Source organism: Curtobacterium sp. VKM Ac-2887 (assembly GCF_015350935.1).
Taxonomy (GTDB): Bacteria; Actinomycetota; Actinomycetes; order Actinomycetales; family Microbacteriaceae; genus Curtobacterium.
This window is the reverse complement of the sequence record NZ_JADKSB010000008.1, coordinates 156115-179715: the sequence shown is the minus strand read 5'-3', so window position 1 is coordinate 179715 and position 23601 is coordinate 156115. Positions and strand designations below refer to the sequence as shown.

Here is a 23601-nt window from a genome sequence, read left to right as displayed (position 1 = left end):
CACGCGGCGTTTTCCGCCAGGATGGAGGTGGACCGCGCGTCGCAGCGCGGACCGACACGACGAAGGGGGCAGAGGTCATGTCCGATTGGCAGACGCCTGGCGGTGGTCAGCAGGGGGCCGGGCAGCAGGGTGCCGGGCAGCAGGGCGCCGGGCAGCAGGGCGCGTGGCAGGGACAGCCGGGAGGCCCGCCCCGCTTCTCCGCGCCGCCGCCGCCCGCCCCGGGGCCGGGTCGACCCCCCGGCGGTCGTCCGCCGTCCGGCTCGCGTCCGGTGATCCCCCTGCGCCCGCTCGGCTTCGGTGACGTGCTCGGCGGCGCCTTCGCGGTCTTCCGCCGGAACGCCCGCGTCCTGCTGCTCTGGAGCGTGCTGCTCAGCGGTGTGCTCGGGCTGCTCTCCACCCTCGTCAGCACGTTCGGCCAGCAGGCGCTGCAGTCGCGGATGATGACGGCGTTCGACGGCAGCGGTGGTGGCGACACGATCGTCGCGGGCTCGGTGACGCTGTGGATCCTGCTGACGATCGGCCTGCCGTTCCTGGCGTACCTCGGGCGCGGCTTCCTGGTCGCACCGGTCGCCGCGGACACCGGCCAGCGGGTGCTCGGCCGACGCGCGACCTTCCGGGGTCTCTGGGCGTTGCTCGCCGGGCGGCGGTGGCCGGTCGTCGGGTGGATGTTCGTGCAGATCGGCGCGGGACTCGTCGTCGGGATCATCGTCGCGGTCGTGTTCTTCGGGTTCTTCGCTGCGCTCGGTGCCGGGGACGCCGGCGCCGGGTGGTTCGTCCTGGCGGTCTTCGTGATGGTGCTCGGCTTCGGTGTCGTGCTGACGTGGCTCGGCATCCGCTTCGCCTTCACCGTGCCGACCATCGCGCTCGAGGGCCGACCGGTCTTCGCCGCCGCCGCGCAGTCGTGGCGGCTCACCCGAGGTGCGTTCTGGCGGACCTTCGGCATCCTGCTGCTCGTGCAGGTGATGTTCGGGGTCGCGGCGTCGATCGCCACGGCGCCGCTCACCATCGGGGCCGTGCTCGTCGGCGGGGTGTTCGACCCGCTCGGGCAGACCGACGCGTCCTCGGGCATCGGTGCGGGCGCCCTCGTCCTGATCGTCATCGGCAGCCTGCTCGCGATCGCGGTGCAGTGCGTCACCGACGTGCTGAGCGCGGCGGTCGTCACCTTCCTCACCATCGACCGGCGGATCCGGACCGAGGCCCTCGACCAGCGCATCGCCTCGCACCTCGACACGGGGCAGCCGGCCGACCCGTTCGCACCGTCCGCACCTGTCGCCCGACCGCCGTGGCCGCCGCAGCAGTGGGCCGGGCAGCAGCAGCCGTGGGCGCAGCAGCAGCCGCAGTGGCCCGGGCAGCCCCCGCAGGCGTGGCCCGGACAGCAGCAGGCGCAGCAGCCCTGGCCCGGACAGCAGCAACCGTGGCCGCAACACCCGCCGCAGCAGGGGCAGCACCGCCCGCCGGACGGGACCGCATGACCGCGGTCGACCCCGACGAGGCCCGCCGTCTGCTCGAACGCGAACTCGACCGGCCCGCGTACGACGGCGCGCACGTGACGTGGTGGGACCGGGCGTCACGGACGTTCCTGGACTGGCTCGGGTCGCTCCGCGCCGACGGACTCGACTCCCCCGTCGCGGCGCGCACGGCCCTGGTGATCGCGATCGTGGTGCTCGTCGCCGTCGTCGTGCTCGTCGTCGTGGCCCGCGGGCTCCCCCGACGTCGTGCACGCAGCGGCGCGGACGACGCCGGCGGGGTGTTCGACGACGACGACCTCCGGTCCGCCCGGGAACTGCTCGACGCCGCACAGTCCGCGATCCGCCGGGGCGACTGGTCGGCCGCGGTCCTCGACGGCTTCCGTGCGACCGCCCGCGGCCTCGGCGAGCGCGACCTGGTCCCGGACGTCCCCGGGGCCACCGCACGCACCATCGCCGCCCGCGCAGCCGTGCCCTTCCCCGCCGAGGCCGCGGCGCTCGACGACGCCGCGACGGCCTTCGACGCCGTCCGCTACCTCGGGCTCGACGCCGACGAGGGCACCGCTCGCCGGGTCCTCGACACCGAGCGTGCCGTGCGCCAGGCTCGTCCGGCCAGGTCCTCGGGGCCGGTGGTAGCGGCATGACCGCCAGCACTGCCACCGCCGCCGCGCCGCGCACGGGTGCGCCGTCGCCGGACCAGCCAGAGGACCGCCGGTTCCGGGTCGGCTTCTGGGTCGCGATCGTGCTCGTCGGGCTCGTGCTCGCCGTGCTCACCGCCGTGGTGCAGGGCGCCGAGGGACCGGACCGCCGGCCGCTCGACCCCACCTCGACCACCGCGAGCGGATCGGCCGCGCTGGTCCGTGTCCTGGAGCAGCGTGGCACCTCCGTCCGGGTGACCGACCGGGCCGACGGGATCGACGGTGGCACGGTGTTCGTCGACGACTCCGACGGCGTCCTCGACCCAGGCGTCGCCGAGCGCCTCGCCCGGACCGCCGACCACGTGGTCCTGGTGGGCGTCGACTCCACGCCGTTCGCGTCGTTCGGCCTCGACGTCACCACGGCCACCGCGCCCGAGGGCGACGACACCGTGTCCACCGCGTCCTGTGCGATCCCGGCCGCGGCGTCGGCTGCGCGGGTGTCCACCGCCGGGTACGGCTACACGGTCGACGACCCCGACGCGGACCGCTGCGCGCCGTCCGGCAGCGGCGCGGACCGCGCCTGGGGCCTGGTCCGCGCGGCGACGCCCGGCGGTGACGTCACCCTCGTCGGCACCACGTCGGCGTTCCGCAACGACACGATCACGACCGCCGGGAACGCCGCACTCGCCCTCGGCCTGCTCGGCTCGGACGACCGGCTCACCTGGTACACGCCGACCGTCGGCGCCCCCGACGCAGCCCCGACACTCGGGGAGCTCGCACCGCCGTGGGTGCCGAGCGGCCTCGCGCTGCTGGCCCTGGTGGCCGTCGCCGCCGCGGTGTGGCGGGGCCGACGTCTCGGGCCGCTCGTCGTCGAGCGGATGCCCGTCGTGGTCCGCGCCGCCGAGACCACCGAGGGCCGGGCCCGGATGTACGCCCGCACCCACGACCGCACCCACGCCCTGGACACCCTCCGCGTCGCCGCGGTGCGCCGGATCGGCCGGCTGCTCGGACTCCCCCGGTCCGCGCACGTCGACGACGTCGTCCGCGCAGCGGCCCGCGCCACCGGCATCCCGCACGACCGCGTCGGCGCCGTCCTCGTCGGCGGTCCGACCTCCGACGACCGCGCGCTCGTCGACGGCACGAGGGCACTCGACGACCTCGAACGGGCCGTCCGACGATCCACCTCGGGCGACCGTCCCAGCACCGACCACGACCGACCAGGAGCACGACCGTGACCGACCTGCCAGCTGCCCCCGACCAGCACCCCGCACCGGGCGACCGCGCCCCGCACGACCGGAACCAGCACGACCCCGGGCTCCGCGACGCCTTCGGGCGCGTCCGGGCCGAGGTCGCCAAGGCCGTCGTCGGACAGGAGGGCGCGGTGTCCGGCATGATCGTCGGACTCCTGGCGCAGGGGCACGTGCTGCTCGAGGGCGTGCCCGGCGTCGCCAAGACCCTGCTCGTCCGCAGCCTGGCCGCCGCGATGTCGCTCGACACGAAGCGGATCCAGTTCACGCCGGACCTGATGCCCGGCGACGTGACCGGTTCGCTCGTGTACGACGCCTCCACCGGCACGTTCCCGTTCCGCGAGGGCCCCGTCTTCACGAACGTGCTGCTCGCCGACGAGGTGAACCGCACACCCCCGAAGACCCAGTCCGCCCTGCTCGAGGCGATGGAGGAACGCCAGGTCAGCGTGGACGGCGACGCCCGGCTGCTGCCCGACCCGTTCTTCGTCGCCGCGACCATGAACCCGATCGAGTTCGAGGGCACGTACACGCTCCCCGAGGCGCAGCTCGACCGCTTCCTGGTGAAGCTGACGCTCGACATCCCGCCGCGCGACGTCGAGTGGCAGGTCCTCCGCCGGCACGCCGACGGCTTCGTGCCGCGGGACGTCCGGTCGGCGGGCATCACCCCCGTGGTCGGCGTCGACGAGGTCCTCGCCGCGCAGCGCGCCGTCCGGGCCGTCGGTGCTCGTGACGACGTGCTGGCGTACATCGTCGACCTCGCCCGTGCCACCCGTCAGGCACCGTCCGTCCGCGTCGGGGTCAGCCCGCGCGGTGCGACGGCCCTGCTCGCCGCCGCAAAGGCCTGGGCGTGGCTCACCGGCTACGACGCCATCACGCCCGACCACGTGCAGGCGATGGCCCTGCCGGTCTGGCGGCACCGGCTCCGGGTGGCCGCCGACGCCGAGCTCGAGGGCGTCGGCGCAGACGGGGTGCTCCAGCAGGTGCTCGAGCAGGTGCGGGTGCCGATCTAGTGGCGGTCTCCGGCCGGTTCGTCGCGCTGCTCGCCGTCGCCGTCGTGCCCACCGTGCTGCTCGCCAGCGGGTGGGCCGGCCTGGCGTGGGTCGTCGTCGTGCTGCTCGCCGCGGCCCTCGACGTCCTGCTCGCCGCCGACCTGGCACGCGTGCGGGTCGAACGGCGGATGCCGCGACTGGCCCGCCGGGACAGCACCGCCGACGGCACGCTCGTGCTCGCGAACGACGGCGGGCGGGTGCTCCGGGGCATCGTCCGCGACATGTGGGAGCCCTCGGCCGGACACCGGCCGCGCCGGGTCCGGATGACGGTGCCCGCGGGCGAACGACGGACCGCCCGCATGCGGTTCACCCCGTTCCGCCGCGGTCGACGCCGCACGGCCGGCGTCGCGGTCCGGGCGTTCGGTCCGCTCGGTCTCGCCGCCCGGCAGCGGGTCGTCACGGCGCCGGGCGAACTCGTCGTCACCCCGCCGTTCCGCTCGCGACGGCACCTGCCGTCACGGCTGGCCCGGTTGCGCGAACTCGACGGCGAGACCACCCTGCAGCTCCGCGGCCACGGCACCGAGTTCGACTCGCTGCGCGACTACGTCCGGGGCGACGACGTCCGCTCGATCGACTGGCGAGCGACCGCCCGACGGCAGGACCTCGTGGTCCGCACCTGGCGCCCGGAGCGCGACCGTCGGGTCGTGGTCGTCGTCGACGCCGGACGCGCCGGCGCCGGACGGGTGGCCGACGAACCGCGCCTCGACACCTTCATCGAGTCCGCACTGCTCCTCGGTGCCCTGGCCGCGGCCGCCGGCGACCGGGTCGACCTGGCGGTCCTCGACGACACCGTCCACGACCGTGTGCACGGGGCGACCCGCACCGACGTGGTCCAGCGCTTCGGGGAGGCCCTCGCGATGGCGGAACCCGGGCTCGCCGCGACCGACTGGTCCGCCGTGCCGGCGCTCGTCGACTCGATCACGACCTCACGGGCGCTCGTCGTGCTGGCGTCGAGCCTCGACTCGGTCGGCGCCTCCGGGGACCTGCTGGCGGTGCTGCCCCGGCTCACCCGGCGGCACGCCGTCGTGGTGACGAGCATCGAGGACCCGGCGGTGCAGCGGACCGCGCGCGGCGGGGTGGACCCGGCCACGGCGATCCGCACGGCGCGGGGCGGACGTGTGCCGGGCCTCCCCACCGGCGCGGAGCGCGACGTGTACCGGCGGGCCGCCGCCGAACGCACCCTGCTCGATGCCGACGGCGTCGCCGACGTCGCACGCCGGAGTGGCGCCGAGGTCGTCCGTGGCGCACCGGAGGACGTCCCACCGCTCGTGGCCGACGCCTACCTGCGCGCGAAGGCGACCGGCCGGCTCTGAAACCGGGCGGACGCTACCCGGCGACCAGGGCCGACGTGCCGCGCTCGAACTCGTCGAGGTCGCCACGCTCCCCGGCCCGGTACGCGCGACCGCCGAGCACCCACTGGTAGGCCAGGACCGCAGCGAGGGCGATCGTCCCGATGCCGATCTTGACCGGCCACGGCCAGTCCTGACGGGTGACGATGCCCTCGACCAGGCCGGACAGCAGCAGCGTCAGCGTCAGGCCGACCGCGATCGTGATGAGGGCTCGGCCGTCCTCGGCGAGGGCCTGCGCACGGGTCCGGTGCGGCCCCGGAGCGACCCACGACCAGAAGATCATCAGGCCCGCCCCGCCGGCGAGGAAGACCGAGTACAGCTCGAGCTGGCCGTGCGGGGCGATGTAGAGGAAGAAGTCGGCCAGGCGGCCCTGCGAGTGCATGATCGCCGCGGAGACCCCGAGCCCGACGGCGTTCTGCATGATCGAGAACGGCACGAAGACGCCCGTGATGCCGAACGCGACCATGGTGGCCGCGATGTAGGCGTTGTTCGTCCACACCTGCGCCGTGAACGCGCCGAGACCGTGGTCGGAGTAGTAGTCGACGAAGTCCTGCGTGGCGTACTGGCGGAGCGCCTCCGGCGTGCCGAAGGTCGCCGTCGCCCCCGGTGTCGTCGTGATCCAGACGGCCACGATCGCGCCGATCGCGACGGTGGCCAGCGCCACCCAGATCGTCACCCAGCGGATCCGGTACAGCGCCGCGGGCAGCTGCCGGGTGAAGAACAGGGCGACCGCGGTGAGCGGGTCGACCGGGGTGCCGGTGAAGCGCAGGCGGGCGCGGTACAGGGTGAGGGACAGCCGGTCGCCGGTCGCGGTGCGGGGTGCGGCGCCGCGGATGCGGGCGAGGTCCGTCGCGGCGGCCTGGTAGCCGGAGACGAGCTGGTCGACGTCGGCACCGGTGGTGTGCCGAGCGCGCGCGAGGCGGTCGAGCTCCTGCCACCGATCGCGGTGCACCTCGGCGTAGGCGTCCAGGTCCACGTGTTCCCCCTCGTGTCGGCCGACTTCCGACAGAATGATCCCATGTCGAAGCCCCGCACGCCGCGCGACCTCGCCGATGCCCGGTTCTCGCTCGCCCTGGACGAGACCGCCGACGAGCTCGTGGTCGGCGAGGCGGTCGCGCTCGACGTGCAGCCGGCCGGACTCGTCCTGCGGTTGGCGTCGGCGCTCCTCGACGGGGTGTGCCTGCTCGTCCTGTACCTGCTGCTGCTGTTCGGGGTGTCCCGGCTGTGGCCGAGCGGCCTCGACGAGGCGTGGGGCGCCGCGCTGAGCATCGCCCTGTTCGTCGCCGTGCTCGTGCTCGTGCCGGCCGCCGTCGAGACGGTGACCCGGGGCCGCAGCGTCGGCCGGTACGCCGTCGGCACGCGGGTCGTCCGGGTCGACGGCGGTGCGATCGGTTTCCGGCACGCCTTCACCCGCGCGCTCGTCGGGCTGTTCGAGCTGTGGATGACGTTCGGGTCGGTGGCACTGCTCGTGGCGTTGTTCGGCAGTCGTCCGCGGCGCCTCGGGGACCTGCTCGCCGGCACTGTGGTGCAGCACGAGCGGCTGCCGAAGCAGCGCGACCCCCAGGTGCTGCTGCCACCCGAGCTGACGGCCTGGGCCACGGTCGCGGACGTCTCGGCGCTGCCGCAGCGACTCGAGAACCGGCTCGGCGCGTTCTTCCGCGGGGCCGCCGTGATGCGCCCCGAACTCCGGGAGTCCGCCGCCCGTGCGCTGGCCGCGGACATCGCACCCTTCGCCCACCCGGTGCCGCCGGTGCCCGCCGAGGTGTTCCTCGCCGGGGTCGTCGTGCTGCGCCGTGGGCGGGACGTGCAGGCGCTGCGCTCCCGCGTCGGGTTGCTCACCGAGGCTGGAGCGTCAGCGTCGGCGCGGCCCCCGGGCTTCCCGCGCTAGCGCGGTGCGAGCCGCGCCCCGGCTCAGTACCGGTAGTGCTCGGGCTTGAAGGGGCCCTCGACCGGCACACCGATGTACGCCGCCTGCTCCGGGCGCAGCGTCGTCAACTCCACCCCGAGGGCGCCGAGGTGCAAGCGTGCGACCTTCTCGTCCAGGTGCTTCGGCAGCACGTAGACCCCGGTCGGGTACTCGTCACGACGGGTGTGCAGCTCGATCTGCGCCAGGACCTGGTTCGTGAACGAGTTGCTCATCACGAACGACGGGTGCCCGGTGGCGTTGCCGAGGTTCATCAGCCGCCCCTCGGACAGCACCAGGATCGAGCGGCCGGTCGGCAGGCGCCACTCGTGCACCTGCGGCTTGATCTCGACCTTCTCCACACCGGGCAGGGACTCGAGCCCGGCCATGTCGATCTCGTTGTCGAAGTGGCCGACGTTGGCGACGATCGCCAGGTGCTTCAGGCCGAGCATCTCGTCGACGCCCACGACGCCGAGGTTGCCCGTGCACGTGATGACCATGTCGACGGTCTCGATGACGTCGGCCAGACGGGCCACCTGGTAGCCGTCCATCGCGGCCTGCAGCGCGCAGATCGGGTCGACCTCGCTGACGATGACGCGGGCGCCCTGGCCGCGCAGTGCCTCCGCCGCACCCTTGCCGACGTCGCCGTAGCCGACCACGAACGCGACCTTGCCGCCCATCAGCACGTCGGTCGCACGGTTGAGGCCGTCGGGCAGGGAGTGGCGGATGCCGTACTTGTTGTCGAACTTCGACTTCGTCACGGAGTCGTTCACGTTGATCGCGGGGAACCGCAGCTGTCCGTTGCGCGACAGCTCGTACAGGCGGTGCACGCCCGTGGTGGTCTCCTCGGTGACGCCCTCGATGTCCGCGGCGATGCGGGTCCAGCGGTCGGAGGACGTCTCGAGCGACGCCGCGACGGTGTCGAGCACGATCTTCCACTCGGCACTCGCATCGGCACCGGCGACCGGCGCAGCACCAGCGGCTTCGGCGTCGGCTCCGGTGTGCACGAGCATGGTGGCGTCACCGCCGTCGTCCAGGATCAGGTTCGGACCGGCCCACTCGGCTCCGACGGCAGCGGATTCGGCGGTCCAGTCGAAGATGCGGCTGGTGCACCACCAGTACTCCTCGAGCGTCTCGCCCTTCCACGCGAACACGGGGACGCCGGCTGGTGCGTCCGGCGTGCCGGTCGGCCCGACCGCGATCGCCGCGGCGGCTTCGTCCTGCGTGGAGAAGATGTTGCAGCTCGCCCACCGCACCTGCGCACCCAAGGCGACGAGCGTCTCGATCAGGACGGCCGTCTGCACCGTCATGTGCAGCGACCCAGCGATGCGCGCGCCGGCCAGCGGCTGCGACGCACCGAACTCCTCGCGCAGGGCCATCAGGCCCGGCATCTCGTTCTCGGCGAGGCGGATCTGGTGACGGCCCGCCTCGGCGAGCGAGAGGTCGGCGACGCGGTACGGTGCTGCGGTCTGGGCTTCGGTGGGCATGCCCATCAGTCTTCCATGCCGGGAGGCGCGGGTCCCCAGCCGACGTCGGTCACGTTCCACGGGCCTCCCGTCCACCACCGCTGGTGCGTCGCGGACGCGAGCCGTCAGTCGGTCTCGCGCTGCAGCGGCTCGCGCCGCACCACCTGCCAGCCGCGCGGGACGCGCAGGCCGGCGGCGTGCCGGGCGCAGAGGTCGTAGCCGTGCGGTTCGACCCGCGTGGAGAGCGGCCCGACGACGACCATGGAGTCCCCGTAGTCGTAGGTCAGGGTCGCCGAAGCGCTCGCGGCGCACGCGACCTTGCTGCAGATCCTCACGTCCATGTCGACACGGAGCCTAGCGGAGCGCCCGGGAGCACCCGGTGCGCGCGTACGATGTGGGGATGCGTCGCAAGCCCCGCCTCGTCACTCCCGTCGACCGCGGTCGAGGCCGGTCCCGGCACGGACGCGGCGGGCGGTCGAGCGTGACCGGTCCCGAACTCGCGCCGATCACGACCCGCGCCGAGGCCTTCGACCGCATCGTCGGCGACAGCGCCCACTACCTGATCGGGCTGTGGCCCGAGGAACTGTCGGGCGTGGTGTTCCAGGTGGCCGACATGCCGACCGACGCCACCCTGCCCGACGCGATGCCCCGGTGGCGGATCGACCGCGACACCCGCAGGGTCACCGTGTTCAGGATCCCCGTCGAGCGGGTGAACCGCAGCCCCGAGAAGGACGACGCGGACCGGCGGATCATCATCGAGACGGCCGTGTTCCGGGCCGTCGGCGAGCTGATCGGCAAGGACCCGTGGGACCTCGCCCCGGACCGCTACCGCCACTGGTGACGACGCGGCGCCGGGCGGCGGCGCTCCGGCCTCGTCGTCAGGGGTAGACGCGCACCGGCGTGGACACCTGGGTGGACGGTCGGATCGGGAACCCGGCGATGCCGTCGTCCCCGCGGTAGGTCACACCCGCCACGATGCCCTCGGCCCCGGAGATCGAGAGCTGCTTCGCCGTCTGCACCGGCAGGGTCGCGGTGACGCCGGACAGCAGCTGGAGCGTGGTCTCCTCGTCGCCGGAGCGGATCGTGACCGAACGGTCCTCGCGCGTGGTGTTGACGAGGTTCAGGCGGACGCCCTCCCCCGGTGCCACCGCGGTGATGACCTGGTCGCCCAGGGGCTCGGCCGAGGCGAACCAGCCGAGGTCGCTGTTGCCGTCGGCCGTCGGCGAGGTCGTCCGGGCACCGGTGACGACCGGTTGCGTCGACGTGACGGTGAACGAGTACCGGCCGTCCGGGAAGTCGTCGAGCGCGACGTCGGTCACGACCCCGGGCTCGGCAGTGGCGTTCACGGTCGTGCCGCCGCCGTCCGCCGTGCTGATGCCGAGCGTGACGCGTGCCGACCGGGTACCGGGGACGAACAGCCGGACGACGGGGGCGGCGTCCGCGGTGTCGTCACCGCGCTGCGCCTCCTGCGCGCCGGCGAGCACGACGCCGGGGATGACCTGCGACCGCGAGGGGGCGGCGCCGCCGGAGACGATGTCGTAGCCGCCGGGGGTCAACGTGCGCACGACGGTCTCCTGCATGTGGGCGACGATCTGCCCGCCAGAGGACGAGACGTGCACGACGGTCGATCCCTGGTCGGACACGAAGCCGGACAACGGGACGACCTTCTGGGTGTTGGGGGCGACGACGATGCCGGTCGTGCCGGGGGCGCTGACCGTGCCGGTGCCGTCGTAGATCGCCAGGTCGACGGTCGCGTTCACGTCGGTCGGGTTCGACAGGGTGACGAGGCTGGTGCGCCCGGTCTCGGTCGAGCCGCCGACGAGCCAGGTCGACTGCGAGGGGTCGTCGCAGGACGCCGCACCGGCACCGACCAGGTCGCCGCTGGAGACGCTCTGGTAGCTGCTGCCCGCGACCTGCGGTGTCGTGTCGCCCGCGGGGGCGGTGAGCAGGCGCGGGTCGCTGCCGCCGGTGGACGACGGGTCGAGCGAGGTCCGCTCGACGGTCGAACCGGTCGTCGCGGTGGCCACGGTCGCCGACCCGACGGTGCTCGCCTGGGTGGCGTCGTTGCCGGAGTCGTCGGACAGGCGCAGGGCGCTGCCGGCGCAGACGCGCTCGGCGTCGGCGGGCACCGGGGTGACGGTGCGGCCGGCCGGGCGACCCGGTTCGGCCGCGGTGCCGTAGGCGTGCGCGGCCGTGACGGCGCCGGCAGCGACGACGACGGCGATCGCGGTCGCGGTGCCGCGGACGACCCAGCGTCGGACGGAGCGGGTGGTGGTGCTCATTCGTCGCGCTCCTCGTCGAAGGTGGTCGCGGGTTCCTCGGCCTCGATGACGTTCGAGGTGGCGCGGCGACGGCGCGGGGCCGTCGGCACTGCGAGCAGGGCGGCCGCCCCGAACACCACGCCGAGCACGACCAGGTACAGGACGTGCGTGGCACGGGCGGCGGCGGACCCGGTGGTGGTCCGGTCGACGTCGCCCTCGTAGTGGAACAGCTGGCCGTTCGTGGTCTCACCGATGCTCGTGAAGAGCGCGTTCTGCCCGATCGCGCCAGCGGCACGGTCGTGCACGGTCTGCGCCTCGGGGTCGTCACCGGCGTCGTCGAGCAGGACGAAGCTGATGCCGAGTTCCTGCAGTGCCGGCCGGGGGTCGTAGCCGCTGCGGCTCGCCAGGTTGCCGGCGAGCGTCGTCAGCCGGGCGCCGGACTCGCTCAACCGCAGGGCGGTGGCGTCGAGGGTCGACTGGTCGTCGAGGGTGGCTCCCTGGCCGCGTTCGAGCGCGACCGCGAGCGACCCGTCGTCCTGCGGCACCACGACGAGCGTGCCGACGTCGGGGTTCGCCTGCGCCTCGGCGTTCACGTACGCGCTGAGCACCCGGCCGGTGGTCGGCTGGATGGCGGCGTTGCCGAGGTAGAACGCGGCGAACGCGGGGGCCACCGCCACACCGGCGAGCACCGTCGCGACGAGCCCGGTGACCGGTGCGGCCTTCGGCAGCACGTCGATCCCGATGCAGGCAGCCACGACGATCGCGAGCCAGTACACCGACAGGCCGCTGCCCGGCCACACGATGGTGGTGGTCGACCCGACACCGGTGACGGTCACGTGGGTGGCGGCGAACGCCGTGCCGAAGCCGAGCAGTGCGACGACGAGCGCCGAGCCGGCGACGGCCCAGCGGTGTCCGAGCACCGCGCCGATCGCGGCGGCGGCGATCGGCACGGCCAAGACGGCCATCACGATCGGCAGCCACGTGCCGACGGCGGCGAGCCCGGACGTTGCGGGCAGCCACCCGCTCCAGTCCGGCAGCGGCTGTCCGATGGCCAGCTGCAGCGCGGACGGCGCCCGGGTGGCCGAGGGGACGCCGGGATCGGCGAAGACGGCGAGGACGTTGCCGCGGGCGACCTGGGCGAGGACGAGCGGCAGGAAGAGCACCGCGGTCGGCACCGGGATGAAGGCCCGACGGTGTGCACGGCGCCACCCGACGACGAGCGCGACGAGCCACCCGACCAGCAGGACCGGCAGCAACGACGGCGCCGAGGCCGCCGTGACCGCGAACAGCAGCGAGGCGCCGGACGCCCACGCCCACGAGCGGTGTGCCTCGAGCACGGCGACGAACAGCCACGGCAGCACCAGGTGCGCGATGACGGCACCGAGGTGACCCGTCGTGACCGCGCCGACGAGCGAGGGCGCGATGGCGTACAGCGCGGCCCCGATCACCGGCACCCACTTGCGGGTGGTCACCTTGCGGACGGCGAACCACGCGCCGAGGGCGGACACGGGGAAGGCGACGAGCATCACGAGCACGACGGACGTCGAGGGCGACCAGAACACGATCGAACCGAGGACCGCCAGCACGGCGGCGAACGGATCGGAGGGTCCGGTGAACCCGGTGCCGAGCGAGTGCCAGCCGTACCCGACGTTCTGCCAGAGCTGCCCGACGCTCGTGCTGAGGGGCAGCAGGCCGCCGCCGGTCAGCGCCGGCGAGCCGAGCAGGGGGTAGAGCGTCACGACGCTCAGGACCGCCGCGGCCAGCACGACCCAGATCCCGCCGTCGCCGAGGAACGACGCCCGTGCGATCGGTGCGTCCTCGACCCGGGCGAGTTCCACGTCCCGCGAGGTGGTCCGGTGCTCGTGCACCCGACGCCAGCTGACCCGGAGCGGTTCGACGGCGGCCCAGCCGAGCTTCTTCGTGCGGGCGAGGTTCCGACGCGCCCGACCGGTGCCACCACCGAACGCCACCGCGAACGCCGCGGCGAGCTCGGGGACGACGGCCGCCGGGTGCTTGGCGACGAGGTGGCCGATCGCCCGGCCGACCGCGAAGGGGACGAGGGTGAGCCAGTGCAGCCAGAGCAGTCCACCCGGCGCGTAGGTCATCCGGCGGTGCAGCTGCGCCTGCCGGTGCATGCGGACACGGCGGGCCTCGGAGACGCGCTTGCGGCCGAACTCCTCGACCGGACCGGCGGTGGTGACCTTCGCCTCGGGGACCACGGCCACGCGGTGCCCGGCCAGGCGGACCCGGACGCAGAAGTCGAGGGCGGCGTCGACGTCGGGCAGCGCCGGGTCGAAGCCGGCGAGCTCGGTCCACACCGAGCGGCGCACGAGCATGCCGCCGGCGGCGACGCCGAGTACGTCGGTGTGCCGGTCGTGCTGGCCCTGGTCGAGCTCGTCCTGCACGAGGCCGATGGAGCGACCGAAGCGCGTCATGCTCTCGCCGAACGCGCGGATGAGCGAAGGGTCGTCGTCGGCGACGAGCTTCGGACCCGCGACGACGACGGACGGCGCGATCTCGACGGCGGAGAGCAGGTCGGCGAGCGCGGTCGGCGACGGTGCGTTGTCGTGTCCGAGCAGCCACAGCCACTCGTCGACGGGCTCGTCCGCGACGGCGGGCGGAGCCTCGCGCTCCCCGCGGGCGACGGCCTCGCCGAAGGGGCGTCCGGCCGGCAGGCGCAGGAGCTCGGCGGACCCGCCGAAGGACAGGCCCGCGGTGGAGCCGTCGGTCGACCCGACGTCGACGACCACCAGGTTCTCCGGGTGGCGGGTCTGGGCCGCGAGTGCGTCCAGGGTCCGGTCGAGGTGGGCCGCTCCGTTGGCGGCGACGAGGATCGCGGTGACTCTGGGCTGCATGACGGGCGTCACTCTACGGTCTGGAGGCACGGCGTCCGCTGCGGACGGCGGCGCGCCGTGAACCTGTGGAGGCCATCAACGCGCGGTGCGCGTCGGAGGCGATCCGTGCCTCCAGGAAAGTGGTGTGTGCCTAGGCACGCTTCCTGAGCTTGCGGCGCTCGCGCTCGGACAGGCCGCCCCAGATGCCGAAGCGCTCGTCGTTCTCGAGCGCGTACTCGAGGCAGTGCGCCCGCACCTCGCACGAGGTGCAGATCTTCTTCGCTTCGCGCGTGGAGCCGCCCTTCTCGGGGAAGAACGCCTCCGGGTCGGTCTGCGCGCACAGCGAGTCGACCTGCCACGCGAGCGGGTTCTCCTCGTCGTCCGTCTCCGGCCGTCGGACACCCGGGACGCCGAGCGCCACGGGGTCGACGTGCCAGTCCTCCGGAACTCCGGCGTGGAAGTCGGAACTGTTCACCCTGATCACCCCTGACGTCTCGATAACGGGACCACAACGATTGAAGTCGTTGCCTGTAATTACAGCGGTGTCATTCGCCTGAGTCAAGTCGCGGATCATAGAAGGCACCGACCGCTTCGGCGTGTCATGTCCCCCGTCTGGGCGTGTCGCACCCGGTCTGTCGGGGTTTCGGGGGACAACTGACACGTCCTCAGCCACTAGGAGGCGCTGCGGCGGGCCTCCCACGCACTCGTGACCATCTCGTCCAGGGTGTGGCGCATCGCCCAGTCCAGGTCGCGCGTCGCGGCCTCGCCGGTGGCCACGATGCGCGCCGGGTCACCGGGCCGGCGGGGAGCGATCTCCGGCTCGAAGGCGATCCCGGTGCCCTTCGCCATGGCGTCCATGATCTGCCGGACGCTCACACCGTCGCCGCTGCCGAGGTTGTACGCCTGCTCGAGCGGCTCTCCCGCCTCGAGCTTCTGCGCCGCGACGGCGTGCGAGTGCGCGAGGTCGGCGACGTGGATGTAGTCGCGGACGCAGGTGCCGTCCTCGGTGGCGTAGTCGTCGCCGTTGATGCGGGGCGTACGGCCGGCCAGCAGTGCGTCGAACACGAGCGGGAACAGGTTGTGCGGGCTGGCGTCGTACAGGTCGGGCTCGCCGGACCCGACGACGTTGAAGTAGCGGAGCGAGGTCGTCGTGAAGCCGGCGGCGACCTCCATGTCGCGCAGCAGCCACTCGCCGATGAGCTTCGACTCGCCGTACGGCGATTCGGGCGCCTTCGGGGTCGACTCCACGACGACGTCGACGTCCGGGGTGCCGTACACCGCGGCGCTCGAGGAGAAGACCGCCTTCGTGACGCCGTTCTCGGCCATCGCGCGGAGCAGCGTGGCCATCCCGGTCACGTTCTGCTCGTAGGTGTGCAGCGGACGCTCGACCGAGACGCCGGCGTACTTGAAGCCCGCGACGTGCACCACGCCGGTGACGTCGTGCTCGCGCAGGGTGCGGGCGACGAGCTCGCCGTCGAGGATCGTGCCCTCGACGAACGGCACGTCGTCCGGCACGAACGCGCGGAAGCCGCTCGAGAGGTCGTCGAACGCGACCGTGTCGATGCCGGCCGAGCGCAGTGCTCGGACGACGTGGGACCCGATGTACCCGGCACCGCCGGTGACCAGCCAACTCATGGTCGCCACGCTAGCGGACGGACGCGGCGCCCCGGTGGCAGCGTGCGGGACCGCGCCAGGGCGTGCGGGACCGCGCCAGGGCGTGCGGCTCCGCGCCGGTCCGGTGCTGCCCGGGGTCCGGTGCCCGGGTCACTGCGGACTACCGACCGGTGGCGATGAACACCGTGGACGTCACGCCGTTCGACGAGTCGGCCTCCACCGTGACGTCACCCTCGTCCGGCGTGATGAAGCAGGACTCGCCCTTGCGGAGCAGCGTGGCGGACGTCGCGCCGACGAGCGTCACGACGCCCTCGGTGCAGATCGCGATCGACGGTCCGGTCAGCGGGGCCACGCCGCCGGTGCTCAGTCCGACCGGTCGTCCGTCCCCGTCGACCCGCAGCAGCGCGAACCCGACGCCCTCCGGCGCGAAGCGGTCCACGCCGGGAGCCAGGCGCTCGGGCTCGAGGACCGGTGCCGGGTACGCCGTGAAGTCGAGCACGTGCAGGAGTTCGGGCACGTCGACGTGCTTCGGCGTCAGTCCCCCGCGCAGCACGTTGTCGGACGGCGCCATCAGCTCGATGCCGAGGCCGTCCAGGTAGGCGTGGATGTTGCCGGCGGGCAGGTACATCGCCTGCCCCACGGTGAGCGTCACCCGGTGCATGAGCAGGGAGACGACGATGCCGGGGTCGCCCGGCCAGCTCGTCGCCAGGTCGCGGACCGTCGCCGTGTTCGGGGTGAGGACGTCGTCGTCGAGGGCGAGGGCGAGGTCGCTCGCGGCCTGCACGACGGCGAGCGCGGACTCGTCGGCCGTCTCGAGCCACCGGACGGTGTCCTCGAGCCCGTGCTGCAGGTGCACCTCGAGCGGGCCGAGCCGACCGCTGCCGGCGTCGAGCACGCGCACCTCGGCCAGGGTGTCCTCCACCGGGCGGAAGCCGCTCAGGGCCTCGAACCGCTCGCTCAGGGCGACGACGAGCTCGGGCTTCGGGAAGGGGTCCTTGTAGTTGCGCGCCGGGTCGTCGATCGCGATGCCCTCGCGCTCCTCGCGCGCGAAGCCGGCCTCGGCCTGCTCCGGTGTCGGGTGCGCCTGCAGCGACAGGGGCGCCGCCGCTGCGAGCACCTTCAGCAGGAACGGCAGGCCGGTGCGGTCGCCGCCCAGGGCGTCCTGCGGCTCGGCGGCGATCCAGTCGAGCAGCGTGTCGGCACCGCCGACCATCGCCGGGTTGACGACCACGCTCGGGCTGCCCGGGTGCGCGCCGAGCCAGAGCTCTGCCTGCGGGGCGCCGGTGACGGTGCGACCGAGGAGCTCCGGGATCGCGGTGACCGACCCCCAGGCGTAGTCGCGGGGGGTGTTCGTGATGCCGAGGAACATGGGCGAGAGCCTACCGGCGCGGCCCGCGACACTAGAATCTCCGCGATGTCTGCAAGCACGGTGGAGTCACCGCCCCGAGGGTCCCTGCGTTCCTCCCCCCGCCGCACGGCCGACCCCACGCGGTGGGACATCCAGGGGCTCCGTGCGTTCGCGGTCCTCGCCGTCGTGCTCTACCACCTGTGGCCCGACCGGCTGCCGGGCGGCTTCGTCGGCGTCGACGTGTTCTTCGTGATCTCGGGCTTCCTGATCACCGGACACCTGCTCCGTGAGCTGACCACCACCGGCCGGATCGGGCTCGCCGGGTTCTGGTCGCGGCGGGCGAAGCGGCTGCTCCCCGGGGCCTTCCTCACGATCGCCGCGACGGGGACCGCCGTGCTGGTGTGGGTCCCGAGCGCGCTGTGGGGCCAGTACGGCCGTGAGCTCATCGCGTCGACGGTCTACGTGCAGAACTGGCAGCTGGCCGCCGACTCGGTCGACTACCTGGCGCAGGGCAACCAGGCGTCGCCCTTCCAGCACTTCTGGTCGCTGTCGGTCGAGGAGCAGTTCTACATCGCCCTCCCGCTCCTGCTGCTCCTCGCGTTGTGGGTCGCTCGGCGTGCACGTCGGGACGGCGTCTCCCCCGCCGTCGTCGCGCAGGTGCTCCTCGGCGCCGTCGTGGTCCTGTCCCTGGCGTGGAGCATCGTCCAGACCCACACCGCCTCGGGCGTCGCGTACTTCTCGACGGCGACCCGGGCGTGGGAGTTCGCGCTCGGCGGGCTCGCGGCGACCATCCCGCTGGCGGCGCCGCGCACCGGACCGGCTCGGTCGGTGCGGGTTGTGGGGGCGTGGGTCGGCGCGGCCGGGCTCGTCGCGTCGCTCGTGCTGATCACCGGGTCCACGCCCTTCCCCGGCATCGCCGCCGCGCTGCCGGTCGTGTCGGCGACGCTCGTCGTGCTGTTCGGCGCGCACTCGGGGCTGCAGCGCATCGGCAGGATCACCCCCGTCGGGTTCCTGGGCCGGATCTCGTACGCCGTCTACCTGTGGCACTGGCCTGCCGTCGTCATCCTGCCGATCGTGCTCCGCCACGAGCTCACGACCAAGGACAAGGTCGCGATCCTCGTCGGCGCCGTGCTCGTCGGCTCGGTCACCACGCTGTGCATCGAGGAGCCGCTCCGGTTCTCCGGATGGGTGCGCGCGCTGCGGCCGCGCCGGGTCGCGCTCTACGGCGCCCTGAGCACCGTGCTCGTCGTGGCCCTCGGGGCCGCCTCGCTGACGGCGCTGCACGTCCAGCAGGTGCAGGCGGCCGAGTTCCAGCAGCGCCTGAGCACCGGCGACGTGCGCTGCTTCGGTGCCGCCGCACTGATCTCGTCGTCCGACCCGTGCGTGAACCCCGCCCTGGCGGACGTGCGAGTACCCGCGGCCGCGAACGCGCTCGACGACGACTCGAACCGCGGAGCGTGCTGGTCGAACGACTCGAGTGCGTTCAACGTCTGCGAACTCGGCCCGAAGACCGGGTACACGGAGCACCTCATCGCGATCGGCGACTCGCACAACAACGTCTTCGTGGACACCTACGAGGCGATCGCGAAGGCGAACAACTGGCGCATCGACGTCGCCGGGCACCAGAGCTGCTACCTCACCACCGCGGTGCAGAAGGCGAACACGGAGAAGCAGGTCGACGACTGCACCGCCTGGAAGCAGAACGCGATGGCGTACCTGCGCGCGCACGGCGACCTGGACGGCGTGATCGTCACGCACTCGACCGGCAACGGTCCCGTCGCCTCGGTGCCCGGGCAGTCGGACAGCGAGACCGTCGTCGACGGCATGGTGGCGGCGTGGCAGGCGGCGGCCGACGCCGGCATCCCGGTCCTGGCGCTCCGCGACAACCCGACCGCTCGGACCGACGTGGTGGCGTGCGTCGGCCAGATGTCGGGCCCGACGACGAGCGCGTGCGACTCGAGCCGCTCGTTCGGCCTCGGCCTGTTCGACGGCTCGGAGCAGGCCGCCGCCCGGATGCCCGGCACGGCGCGGGTGATCGACCTGACGCAGTACTACTGCACCGACACCACCTGCCCGGCGGTCATCGGCGGCGTGCTCGTGCACCGGGACCGCACCCACCTGACGAACACCTTCGCGACGACCCTGGCGCCGTACCTCGGCGACGAGATCGCCCGCGCGCTCGCTGCCTTCCGCAAGGACGGACGCGGATGACCACGTACCCTGACGTCGTGACGAACACCTGGCCGCTCTCGCGCGGGACCGTACCCGAGCGCGAGGCGTTCGCGTTCGGTGCGACGCTCCTCTTCGTCCTGTTCGCCGGCGACGCCTTCCCGAACACCCTGACCTGGTTCGGGGCCGCGGCGGTCTGGGCCCTCGTCGCAGCGTGGGGCGTGACGATCCTGGTCCGGGCGAAGCCACCGCTGGTCCGGACGCCGTGGGCGCTCTGGTTCTTCCTCGCCTGGTGCCTGGTGTCCGTCGCCTGGTCGCACTGGCGCCCGGCGACGCTCGCGAGCATCGCCGCGCAGGTGATCTGCGCCGCGATGGCGTTCGCGATCGCGTCGACCCTGACCTGGCGTCGGATCCTGGACGCGATGAGCCTCGCGTTCCGCTGGGTGCTGATGGGCTCGCTGCTGTTCGAGGCGGTCGTGGCCGTCGTCGTCCGGCACCCGATCGTCCCGGTCTGGACCGACTACGGCGACCGGGACATCCCCGACGCCTTCTACTTCTCCCGCGCCGAGCTGCTGACCGGCGGCCGCATCCAGGGGCTGCCGGGCAACGCGAACCTGCTGGCGATGGTCACCCTGCTCGCCGCGATCGCCATCGCCCTGCAGTTCGCCGAGGGTCGGATGAGCCGGAACCGCGCCGTCGGCTGGTTGGTCGTGGCCGGTGGGGTCCTGGTGCTCACCCGCTCGTCGACGGTCCTCGCCGCCGCGCTCGTCGTCGCCGCCGCACTGTTCGTCGCACTCTGGATCCGTCGCGTCCCCACCGAACAGCGGACGCCGCGCTACCTGCTCGCCCTGGTCGGTGCCGTCGTCGTCGGCGTCGGGGCGTTCGCAGCACGCGGGACCGTGTCGGAGCTCCTCGGCAAGGGCGCGGACGCGACGGGCCGCGGGGACATCTGGCAGCGCGTGCTCGAACTGATCGGCCAGCACCCGGTCGTCGGCTGGGGGTGGATCGGGTACTGGTGGCCGGACATCCCGACGCTCGCCGACCTCGCACACCGCAAGGGCGTGACGTACCTGCAGGCGCACGACGCGTACCTCGACGTGTGGATGCAGACCGGCATCATCGGGTTGGTCCTGTTCGCCCTCTACGTCGTGACGACACTCGACCGGTCGTGGTCGTCCGCGACCAGGATCGGGTACGACGCCGCAGGGTCCCCCAGGTCGTTCGACCCGGTGTCGCTCCTGCCGCTCCTCGTCGTCGTGGCGCTGCTCGTGCAGTCCGTCGCCGAGTCGCGGTTGCTGTACCAGGGCAACTGGGTCCTGTTCGCGCTCATCGCGATCAAGTCCCGCATCGTCCTGGTCAGCGAGGAACCCCGGTCGGCCGGCGACGGCCCGCGCACCCCGCCCGCACGGCGGGAGTGGCGGCTGCCGGCCGTTCGCTGACCCGGGCGCACCGGGCGGTCACCGCTCGAGCAGTCTCGAGCACGGCACCTTGGCCGTCCACGGCGCCTTCCGGATCTCGACGTCCCGCGTCGGGTCGCCCGCGCACGCCGCGACCGCGCCGGGGACCTGCGTCGCCCAGACCGGGCCGTCGCTGCGCCGTGTGGCTCCCGGGGCCAGGTTGCCCACCACCGCGACGACCAGGACGGCGACCACGGACCAGCCCGCCAGCACGCGGACGAAGCGGAGGGCGCCTGCCGGCCGCGCCCCACGTCGCGTCGGCCGCGCTCCCCGCTGCGCCGGACGTGCATCGAGGAGCACGCTCGCCGCGACGACCACCGCTGCCAGCAGGAGCATGCCCGACGCCGCGGCGTAGCGCAGCGGCGGGACCGCTGCGAGTGCCGGGATCGGGTGCGCCCACGCCTGGCCCTGTCCCCCGTTGGCGATCAGCGCAGCCCACCACACGCCGCCGGACACCGCGGCGAGCGCGACGATCACCCAGCGTGCGCGCCACGTCCCGACGACGAGCGCGACCACCACCGTGGCGGCGACCAACAGGACGGGCACGAGCACGACGCCCCAGCCGTGGGTCACGACGGCGCGGACGGCAGCACCGACGTCCGGTGTCCAGGTCCCCGCGACGGGCTGCAGCAGCCACCCGGCGACCACGTCGGTGAACGCCGGTCTGCCCGGCGGCTGCGATCGCTGGTCGGTGAGGGCGGTTCCCACCTGCGCACCGGCGCCGATCAGGGCGACGATGGTCACCGGGACCGCGCGTGGCCACGCCCGGTCGCCCGGACCGTTCCGCAGGGGGAACCACGCGAGGAGCAGGAGCGGCAGGAACAGCACGGTCTGCAGCTCGGTGAGGACCGCGAAGGCGGTCAGGACGGCGACCGTCCCGGACGCCCACCACGTCCGCGCGCGGTACGCGAACAGCCAGGGGGCGGCGAAGAGCATGTACCAGTGCAGGTTCGCGGCGTTCCCGCTGATCTCGTAGGGCGCGAGCGGGAGCAGGGCCGGCACCGCGGCGAGCAGGGCCCGGAGCGGCCACTGCGGCACGACGTCGCGCGCGAGCAGGAACACGGTGACGCTCACCGCGCCGACGACGACGCAGGCCCCGGCGGACAGTGCCCGGGCGTAGTCCTGGACGGGCAGGGCCCAGGCGACGTCGACGAGCAACCGGGGCACGAGGTGCAGGTACCCGGCGTAGGGGTGCAGCAGGGAGTCGACGGGGCCGAGGGCGATGCGTTCCCGCAGGAACAGGCCGCCGTCCTCCGCCCACACGGTACTGCGGGCCGTCGGCCCGAGCCGCCACCAGGCGAGCGCGGTCGTGGCGACGCCGACCAGGACCGCGGCGGCGGCCACGCGGAGGCCGTCGAGACGGCGGTGGGTCGGACTCGCGGGGCGCTGCATGGTCCGTCGACGGTAGCCGGTTCATCGCGTATCAGCGATATCGACGCTCCGCGATGGCCCGGTACCGAGGTGCGTGCACCAAGATGGTGGGGTGACGGACGGACGGCTGACGAAGCGGGTGCGCGCGCGCCGCTACCTCTCCGCCTGGATCGGGTTCTCCGCCGGCGGACGGTTCAGCCAGGCGCTCGCGACGGTCATCGTGCTGTTCGCGTTCGGGCAGCCCACCGTCGGGGCCGTGGTCGGGACTGCCGGCACATGGGCGGTGCTCGTCACGCTGTTCGTGCTCGCCGGCCTGAGCCTGCTCGGGCAGCGGTACCGGATCGAGTGGCACGGGGTGCTGCCGCTGTCCCTGCTGGCGTTCGTCGGGTACTGCGCGCTGAGCGTGCTCTGGAGCGAGTACTCGTGGGTCGCGCTGCGGGGGCTCGTCGCGACCGTGTGCTTCATGGGCCTGGGGCTGTACCTGGCGCTCGGGCGCGACCTGGTCCAGGTGATCCGTGCCTCGGGTGATGCGTTCCGGATCCTCCTCGTGACCGCCCTCGGCCTCGAGGTGCTCTCCGGCCTGGTGCTCGACGTCCCGTTCCCGGCGTTCGGCATCCGCGGCGACATCGCCTACGGCGGCCCGATCCAGGGCATCGGCGGCACCCGCAACTTCATGGGCTTCATCGCTGCCATGGCGCTCGTCACCTTCGTGGTCGAGTTCCTCACCCGCTCCGTCACGGTCTGGCGGGCCGTCGGCTCCACCGCCCTGGCCGTCATCGCCCTGATGCTCGTCCAGTCCCCCATCACCGGGCTCGCGATGATCGCCCTGGCCGTCACGGCGCTCGCGCTGTGGTCACTCCGGCACGCCAGACCCGCGACGCGCCCGGTGGTGAACGGTGTCCTCGGCGCGGCCGTCCTGCTGGCCCTCGTCGTCGCGGTCCTCGCCCGCGGGCGACTGCTGGCCGAGATCGGCGCCGCCGGTGGCACCGCCACGCGCATCGACCTGTGGTCGCAGATCCGCGTGCTCACCGAGCGCTACCCGATCCAGGGCTGGGGATGGGTCGGCACCTGGCCGCGCGAAGCCGTGGTGCCCTACGTGACCCTGCTCGACCCGGCGGGGATGCGGTTCCCCTCAGGGCTCAACGCCTTCGTCGACGCCTGGCTGCAGATCGGGCTCGCCGGCACGATCATCCTCGGCGTGACGGCGCTCCTGGCGTTCGCGCGGGCCTGGGTGACCGCGACGACGTTCCCGGGGGTGGCGTACGTGTGGCCGGCCGCTGTACTGGTGCTGCTGGCCGTCACGAGCACGGCGGAGAGCTACCTGCTGCACGGCGCGGGCCTGATGGTCTTCGTGACGGTGCTCGTGATCGCCGCCCGGCGGCGCTCGTGGCGCCGGCACCTGCCGCGCCCCTGAACCGCAGCGCCCGCA

Annotated in this window: 19 protein-coding genes; 10 read left to right on the top strand and 9 right to left on the bottom strand. The window is 73.5% G+C overall.

The features are described from left to right. Positions 1–77: 77 nt before the first annotated feature. From ITJ69_RS11375 to ITJ69_RS11355, 5 genes are read left to right on the top strand one after another with little or no spacing between them, the layout of a single operon-like run. Positions 78–1472, top strand: a complete 1395-nt coding sequence (locus ITJ69_RS11375; protein WP_194672804.1) for a glycerophosphoryl diester phosphodiesterase membrane domain-containing protein — start codon at positions 78–80, stop codon at positions 1470–1472. Further along, the gene (locus ITJ69_RS11370; RefSeq protein ID WP_194672803.1) at positions 1469–2110 is read left to right on the top strand and encodes a DUF4129 domain-containing protein; all 642 of its coding nucleotides are present in this window, start codon (positions 1469–1471) and stop codon (positions 2108–2110) included. Before ITJ69_RS11375 ends, ITJ69_RS11370 begins: the two co-directional genes overlap by 4 nt. Beyond that, positions 2107–3339, top strand: coding sequence for a DUF4350 domain-containing protein (locus ITJ69_RS11365; RefSeq protein ID WP_194672802.1), 1233 nt, complete (start codon positions 2107–2109; stop codon positions 3337–3339). The genes ITJ69_RS11370 and ITJ69_RS11365 overlap by 4 nt, the downstream gene beginning before the upstream one ends. Beyond that, the gene (locus ITJ69_RS11360; RefSeq protein ID WP_194672801.1) at positions 3336–4361 is read left to right on the top strand and encodes an AAA family ATPase; all 1026 of its coding nucleotides are present in this window, start codon (positions 3336–3338) and stop codon (positions 4359–4361) included. The genes ITJ69_RS11365 and ITJ69_RS11360 overlap by 4 nt, the downstream gene beginning before the upstream one ends. Beyond that, entirely contained in the window at positions 4361–5713 is a 1353-nt protein-coding gene (locus ITJ69_RS11355; RefSeq protein WP_194672800.1) for a DUF58 domain-containing protein, read from the top strand. Before ITJ69_RS11360 ends, ITJ69_RS11355 begins: the two co-directional genes overlap by 1 nt. A 13-nt stretch (positions 5714–5726) precedes the next feature. Here the strand turns inward: ITJ69_RS11355 and ITJ69_RS11350 are convergent, their stop codons facing one another. Then, a complete protein-coding gene (locus ITJ69_RS11350; protein ID WP_111085975.1) occupies positions 5727–6725 on the bottom strand; it encodes a stage II sporulation protein M in 999 nt (332 codons plus the stop codon). Positions 6726–6767: 42 nt separating this feature from the next. Between ITJ69_RS11350 and ITJ69_RS11345 the strand changes: the two genes are divergently transcribed. Continuing rightward, a complete protein-coding gene (locus ITJ69_RS11345) occupies positions 6768–7637 on the top strand; it encodes an RDD family protein (RefSeq protein ID WP_194672799.1) in 870 nt (289 codons plus the stop codon). A gap of 23 nt (positions 7638–7660) precedes the next feature. Here the strand turns inward: ITJ69_RS11345 and ahcY are convergent, their stop codons facing one another. After that, complete coding sequence (ahcY, locus tag ITJ69_RS11340; RefSeq protein ID WP_194672798.1) at positions 7661–9139, bottom strand: adenosylhomocysteinase; 1479 nt, start codon at positions 9137–9139, stop codon at positions 7661–7663. Positions 9140–9243: 104 nt separating this feature from the next. After that, the gene (locus ITJ69_RS11335; RefSeq protein WP_111085977.1) at positions 9244–9459 is read right to left on the bottom strand and encodes a DUF3499 family protein; all 216 of its coding nucleotides are present in this window, start codon (positions 9457–9459) and stop codon (positions 9244–9246) included. A 59-nt stretch (positions 9460–9518) separates the two neighbouring features. Between ITJ69_RS11335 and ITJ69_RS11330 the strand changes: the two genes are divergently transcribed. Continuing rightward, positions 9519–9959 (top strand): metallopeptidase family protein, encoded by a 441-nt coding sequence (locus ITJ69_RS11330; RefSeq protein ID WP_159573843.1) that lies wholly within the window; start codon positions 9519–9521, stop codon positions 9957–9959. Between the two features lie 37 nt (positions 9960–9996). Here the strand turns inward: ITJ69_RS11330 and ITJ69_RS11325 are convergent, their stop codons facing one another. The 5 genes from ITJ69_RS11325 to manA all read right to left on the bottom strand — a co-directional run bounded on the left by ITJ69_RS11325 (position 9997) and on the right by manA (position 17196). Beyond that, on the bottom strand, positions 9997–11400 hold the full coding sequence (locus ITJ69_RS11325) for a DUF5719 family protein (protein WP_194672797.1): 1404 nt from the start codon (positions 11398–11400) through the stop codon (positions 9997–9999). Further along, a complete protein-coding gene (locus ITJ69_RS11320) occupies positions 11397–14234 on the bottom strand; it encodes a glycosyltransferase (RefSeq protein ID WP_194672796.1) in 2838 nt (945 codons plus the stop codon). The genes ITJ69_RS11325 and ITJ69_RS11320 overlap by 4 nt, the downstream gene beginning before the upstream one ends. 130 nt (positions 14235–14364) lie before the next feature. After that, a complete protein-coding gene (locus tag ITJ69_RS20980; protein ID WP_374102056.1) occupies positions 14365–14697 on the bottom strand; it encodes a WhiB family transcriptional regulator in 333 nt (110 codons plus the stop codon). Positions 14698–14885: 188 nt separating this feature from the next. After that, positions 14886–15848 carry a UDP-glucose 4-epimerase GalE gene (galE, locus tag ITJ69_RS11310; RefSeq protein ID WP_159573839.1) on the bottom strand — a complete coding sequence of 321 codons (963 nt, stop codon included), beginning with the start codon at positions 15846–15848 and terminating at the stop codon, positions 14886–14888. Between the two features lie 139 nt (positions 15849–15987). Beyond that, positions 15988–17196: a mannose-6-phosphate isomerase, class I gene (gene manA, locus ITJ69_RS11305; protein ID WP_194672795.1), complete on the bottom strand. Its 1209-nt coding sequence runs from the start codon at positions 17194–17196 to the stop codon at positions 15988–15990. Positions 17197–17241: 45 nt separating this feature from the next. Here manA and ITJ69_RS11300 point away from each other — a divergent pair, with 45 nt between their 5' ends. Both ITJ69_RS11300 and ITJ69_RS11295 read left to right on the top strand, forming a co-directional pair. Beyond that, positions 17242–19386 carry an acyltransferase family protein gene (locus ITJ69_RS11300; protein WP_194646308.1) on the top strand — a complete coding sequence of 715 codons (2145 nt, stop codon included), beginning with the start codon at positions 17242–17244 and terminating at the stop codon, positions 19384–19386. After that, positions 19383–20783, top strand: a complete 1401-nt coding sequence (locus ITJ69_RS11295) for an O-antigen ligase family protein (protein WP_194672794.1) — start codon at positions 19383–19385, stop codon at positions 20781–20783. The genes ITJ69_RS11300 and ITJ69_RS11295 overlap by 4 nt, the downstream gene beginning before the upstream one ends. Positions 20784–20801: 18 nt before the next feature. On the opposite strand, the gene ITJ69_RS11290 is transcribed toward ITJ69_RS11295, so the two are convergent. Next, positions 20802–22193: a hypothetical protein gene (locus ITJ69_RS11290; RefSeq protein ID WP_159573835.1), complete on the bottom strand. Its 1392-nt coding sequence runs from the start codon at positions 22191–22193 to the stop codon at positions 20802–20804. A 91-nt stretch (positions 22194–22284) separates the two neighbouring features. Here ITJ69_RS11290 and ITJ69_RS11285 point away from each other — a divergent pair, with 91 nt between their 5' ends. Continuing rightward, complete coding sequence (locus tag ITJ69_RS11285; RefSeq protein ID WP_159573834.1) at positions 22285–23586, top strand: exopolysaccharide production protein; 1302 nt, start codon at positions 22285–22287, stop codon at positions 23584–23586. The last annotated feature ends 15 nt before the right edge of the window (positions 23587–23601 follow it).

Excerpts from the sequence above, each read along its gene's own strand:
- ITJ69_RS11375 (WP_194672804.1), top strand. The coding sequence starts at position 78 with ATGTCCGATTGGCAGACGCCTGGCGGTGGTCAGCAGGGGGCCGGGCAG.
- ITJ69_RS11370 (WP_194672803.1), top strand. The coding sequence starts at position 1,469 with ATGACCGCGGTCGACCCCGACGAGGCCCGCCGTCTGCTCGAACGCGAA.
- ITJ69_RS11365 (WP_194672802.1), top strand. The coding sequence starts at position 2,107 with ATGACCGCCAGCACTGCCACCGCCGCCGCGCCGCGCACGGGTGCGCCG.
- ITJ69_RS11345 (WP_194672799.1), top strand. The coding sequence starts at position 6,768 with ATGTCGAAGCCCCGCACGCCGCGCGACCTCGCCGATGCCCGGTTCTCG.
- ahcY (WP_194672798.1), bottom strand. The coding sequence starts at position 9,139 with ATGCCCACCGAAGCCCAGACCGCAGCACCGTACCGCGTCGCCGACCTC.
- ITJ69_RS11335 (WP_111085977.1), bottom strand. The coding sequence starts at position 9,459 with ATGGACGTGAGGATCTGCAGCAAGGTCGCGTGCGCCGCGAGCGCTTCG.
- ITJ69_RS11330 (WP_159573843.1), top strand. The coding sequence starts at position 9,519 with ATGCGTCGCAAGCCCCGCCTCGTCACTCCCGTCGACCGCGGTCGAGGC.
- ITJ69_RS11325 (WP_194672797.1), bottom strand. The coding sequence starts at position 11,400 with ATGAGCACCACCACCCGCTCCGTCCGACGCTGGGTCGTCCGCGGCACC.
- ITJ69_RS11320 (WP_194672796.1), bottom strand. The coding sequence starts at position 14,234 with ATGCAGCCCAGAGTCACCGCGATCCTCGTCGCCGCCAACGGAGCGGCC.
- galE (WP_159573839.1), bottom strand. The coding sequence starts at position 15,848 with ATGAGTTGGCTGGTCACCGGCGGTGCCGGGTACATCGGGTCCCACGTC.
- manA (WP_194672795.1), bottom strand. The coding sequence starts at position 17,196 with ATGTTCCTCGGCATCACGAACACCCCCCGCGACTACGCCTGGGGGTCG.
- ITJ69_RS11300 (WP_194646308.1), top strand. The coding sequence starts at position 17,242 with ATGTCTGCAAGCACGGTGGAGTCACCGCCCCGAGGGTCCCTGCGTTCC.
- ITJ69_RS11295 (WP_194672794.1), top strand. The coding sequence starts at position 19,383 with ATGACCACGTACCCTGACGTCGTGACGAACACCTGGCCGCTCTCGCGC.
- ITJ69_RS11290 (WP_159573835.1), bottom strand. The coding sequence starts at position 22,193 with ATGCAGCGCCCCGCGAGTCCGACCCACCGCCGTCTCGACGGCCTCCGC.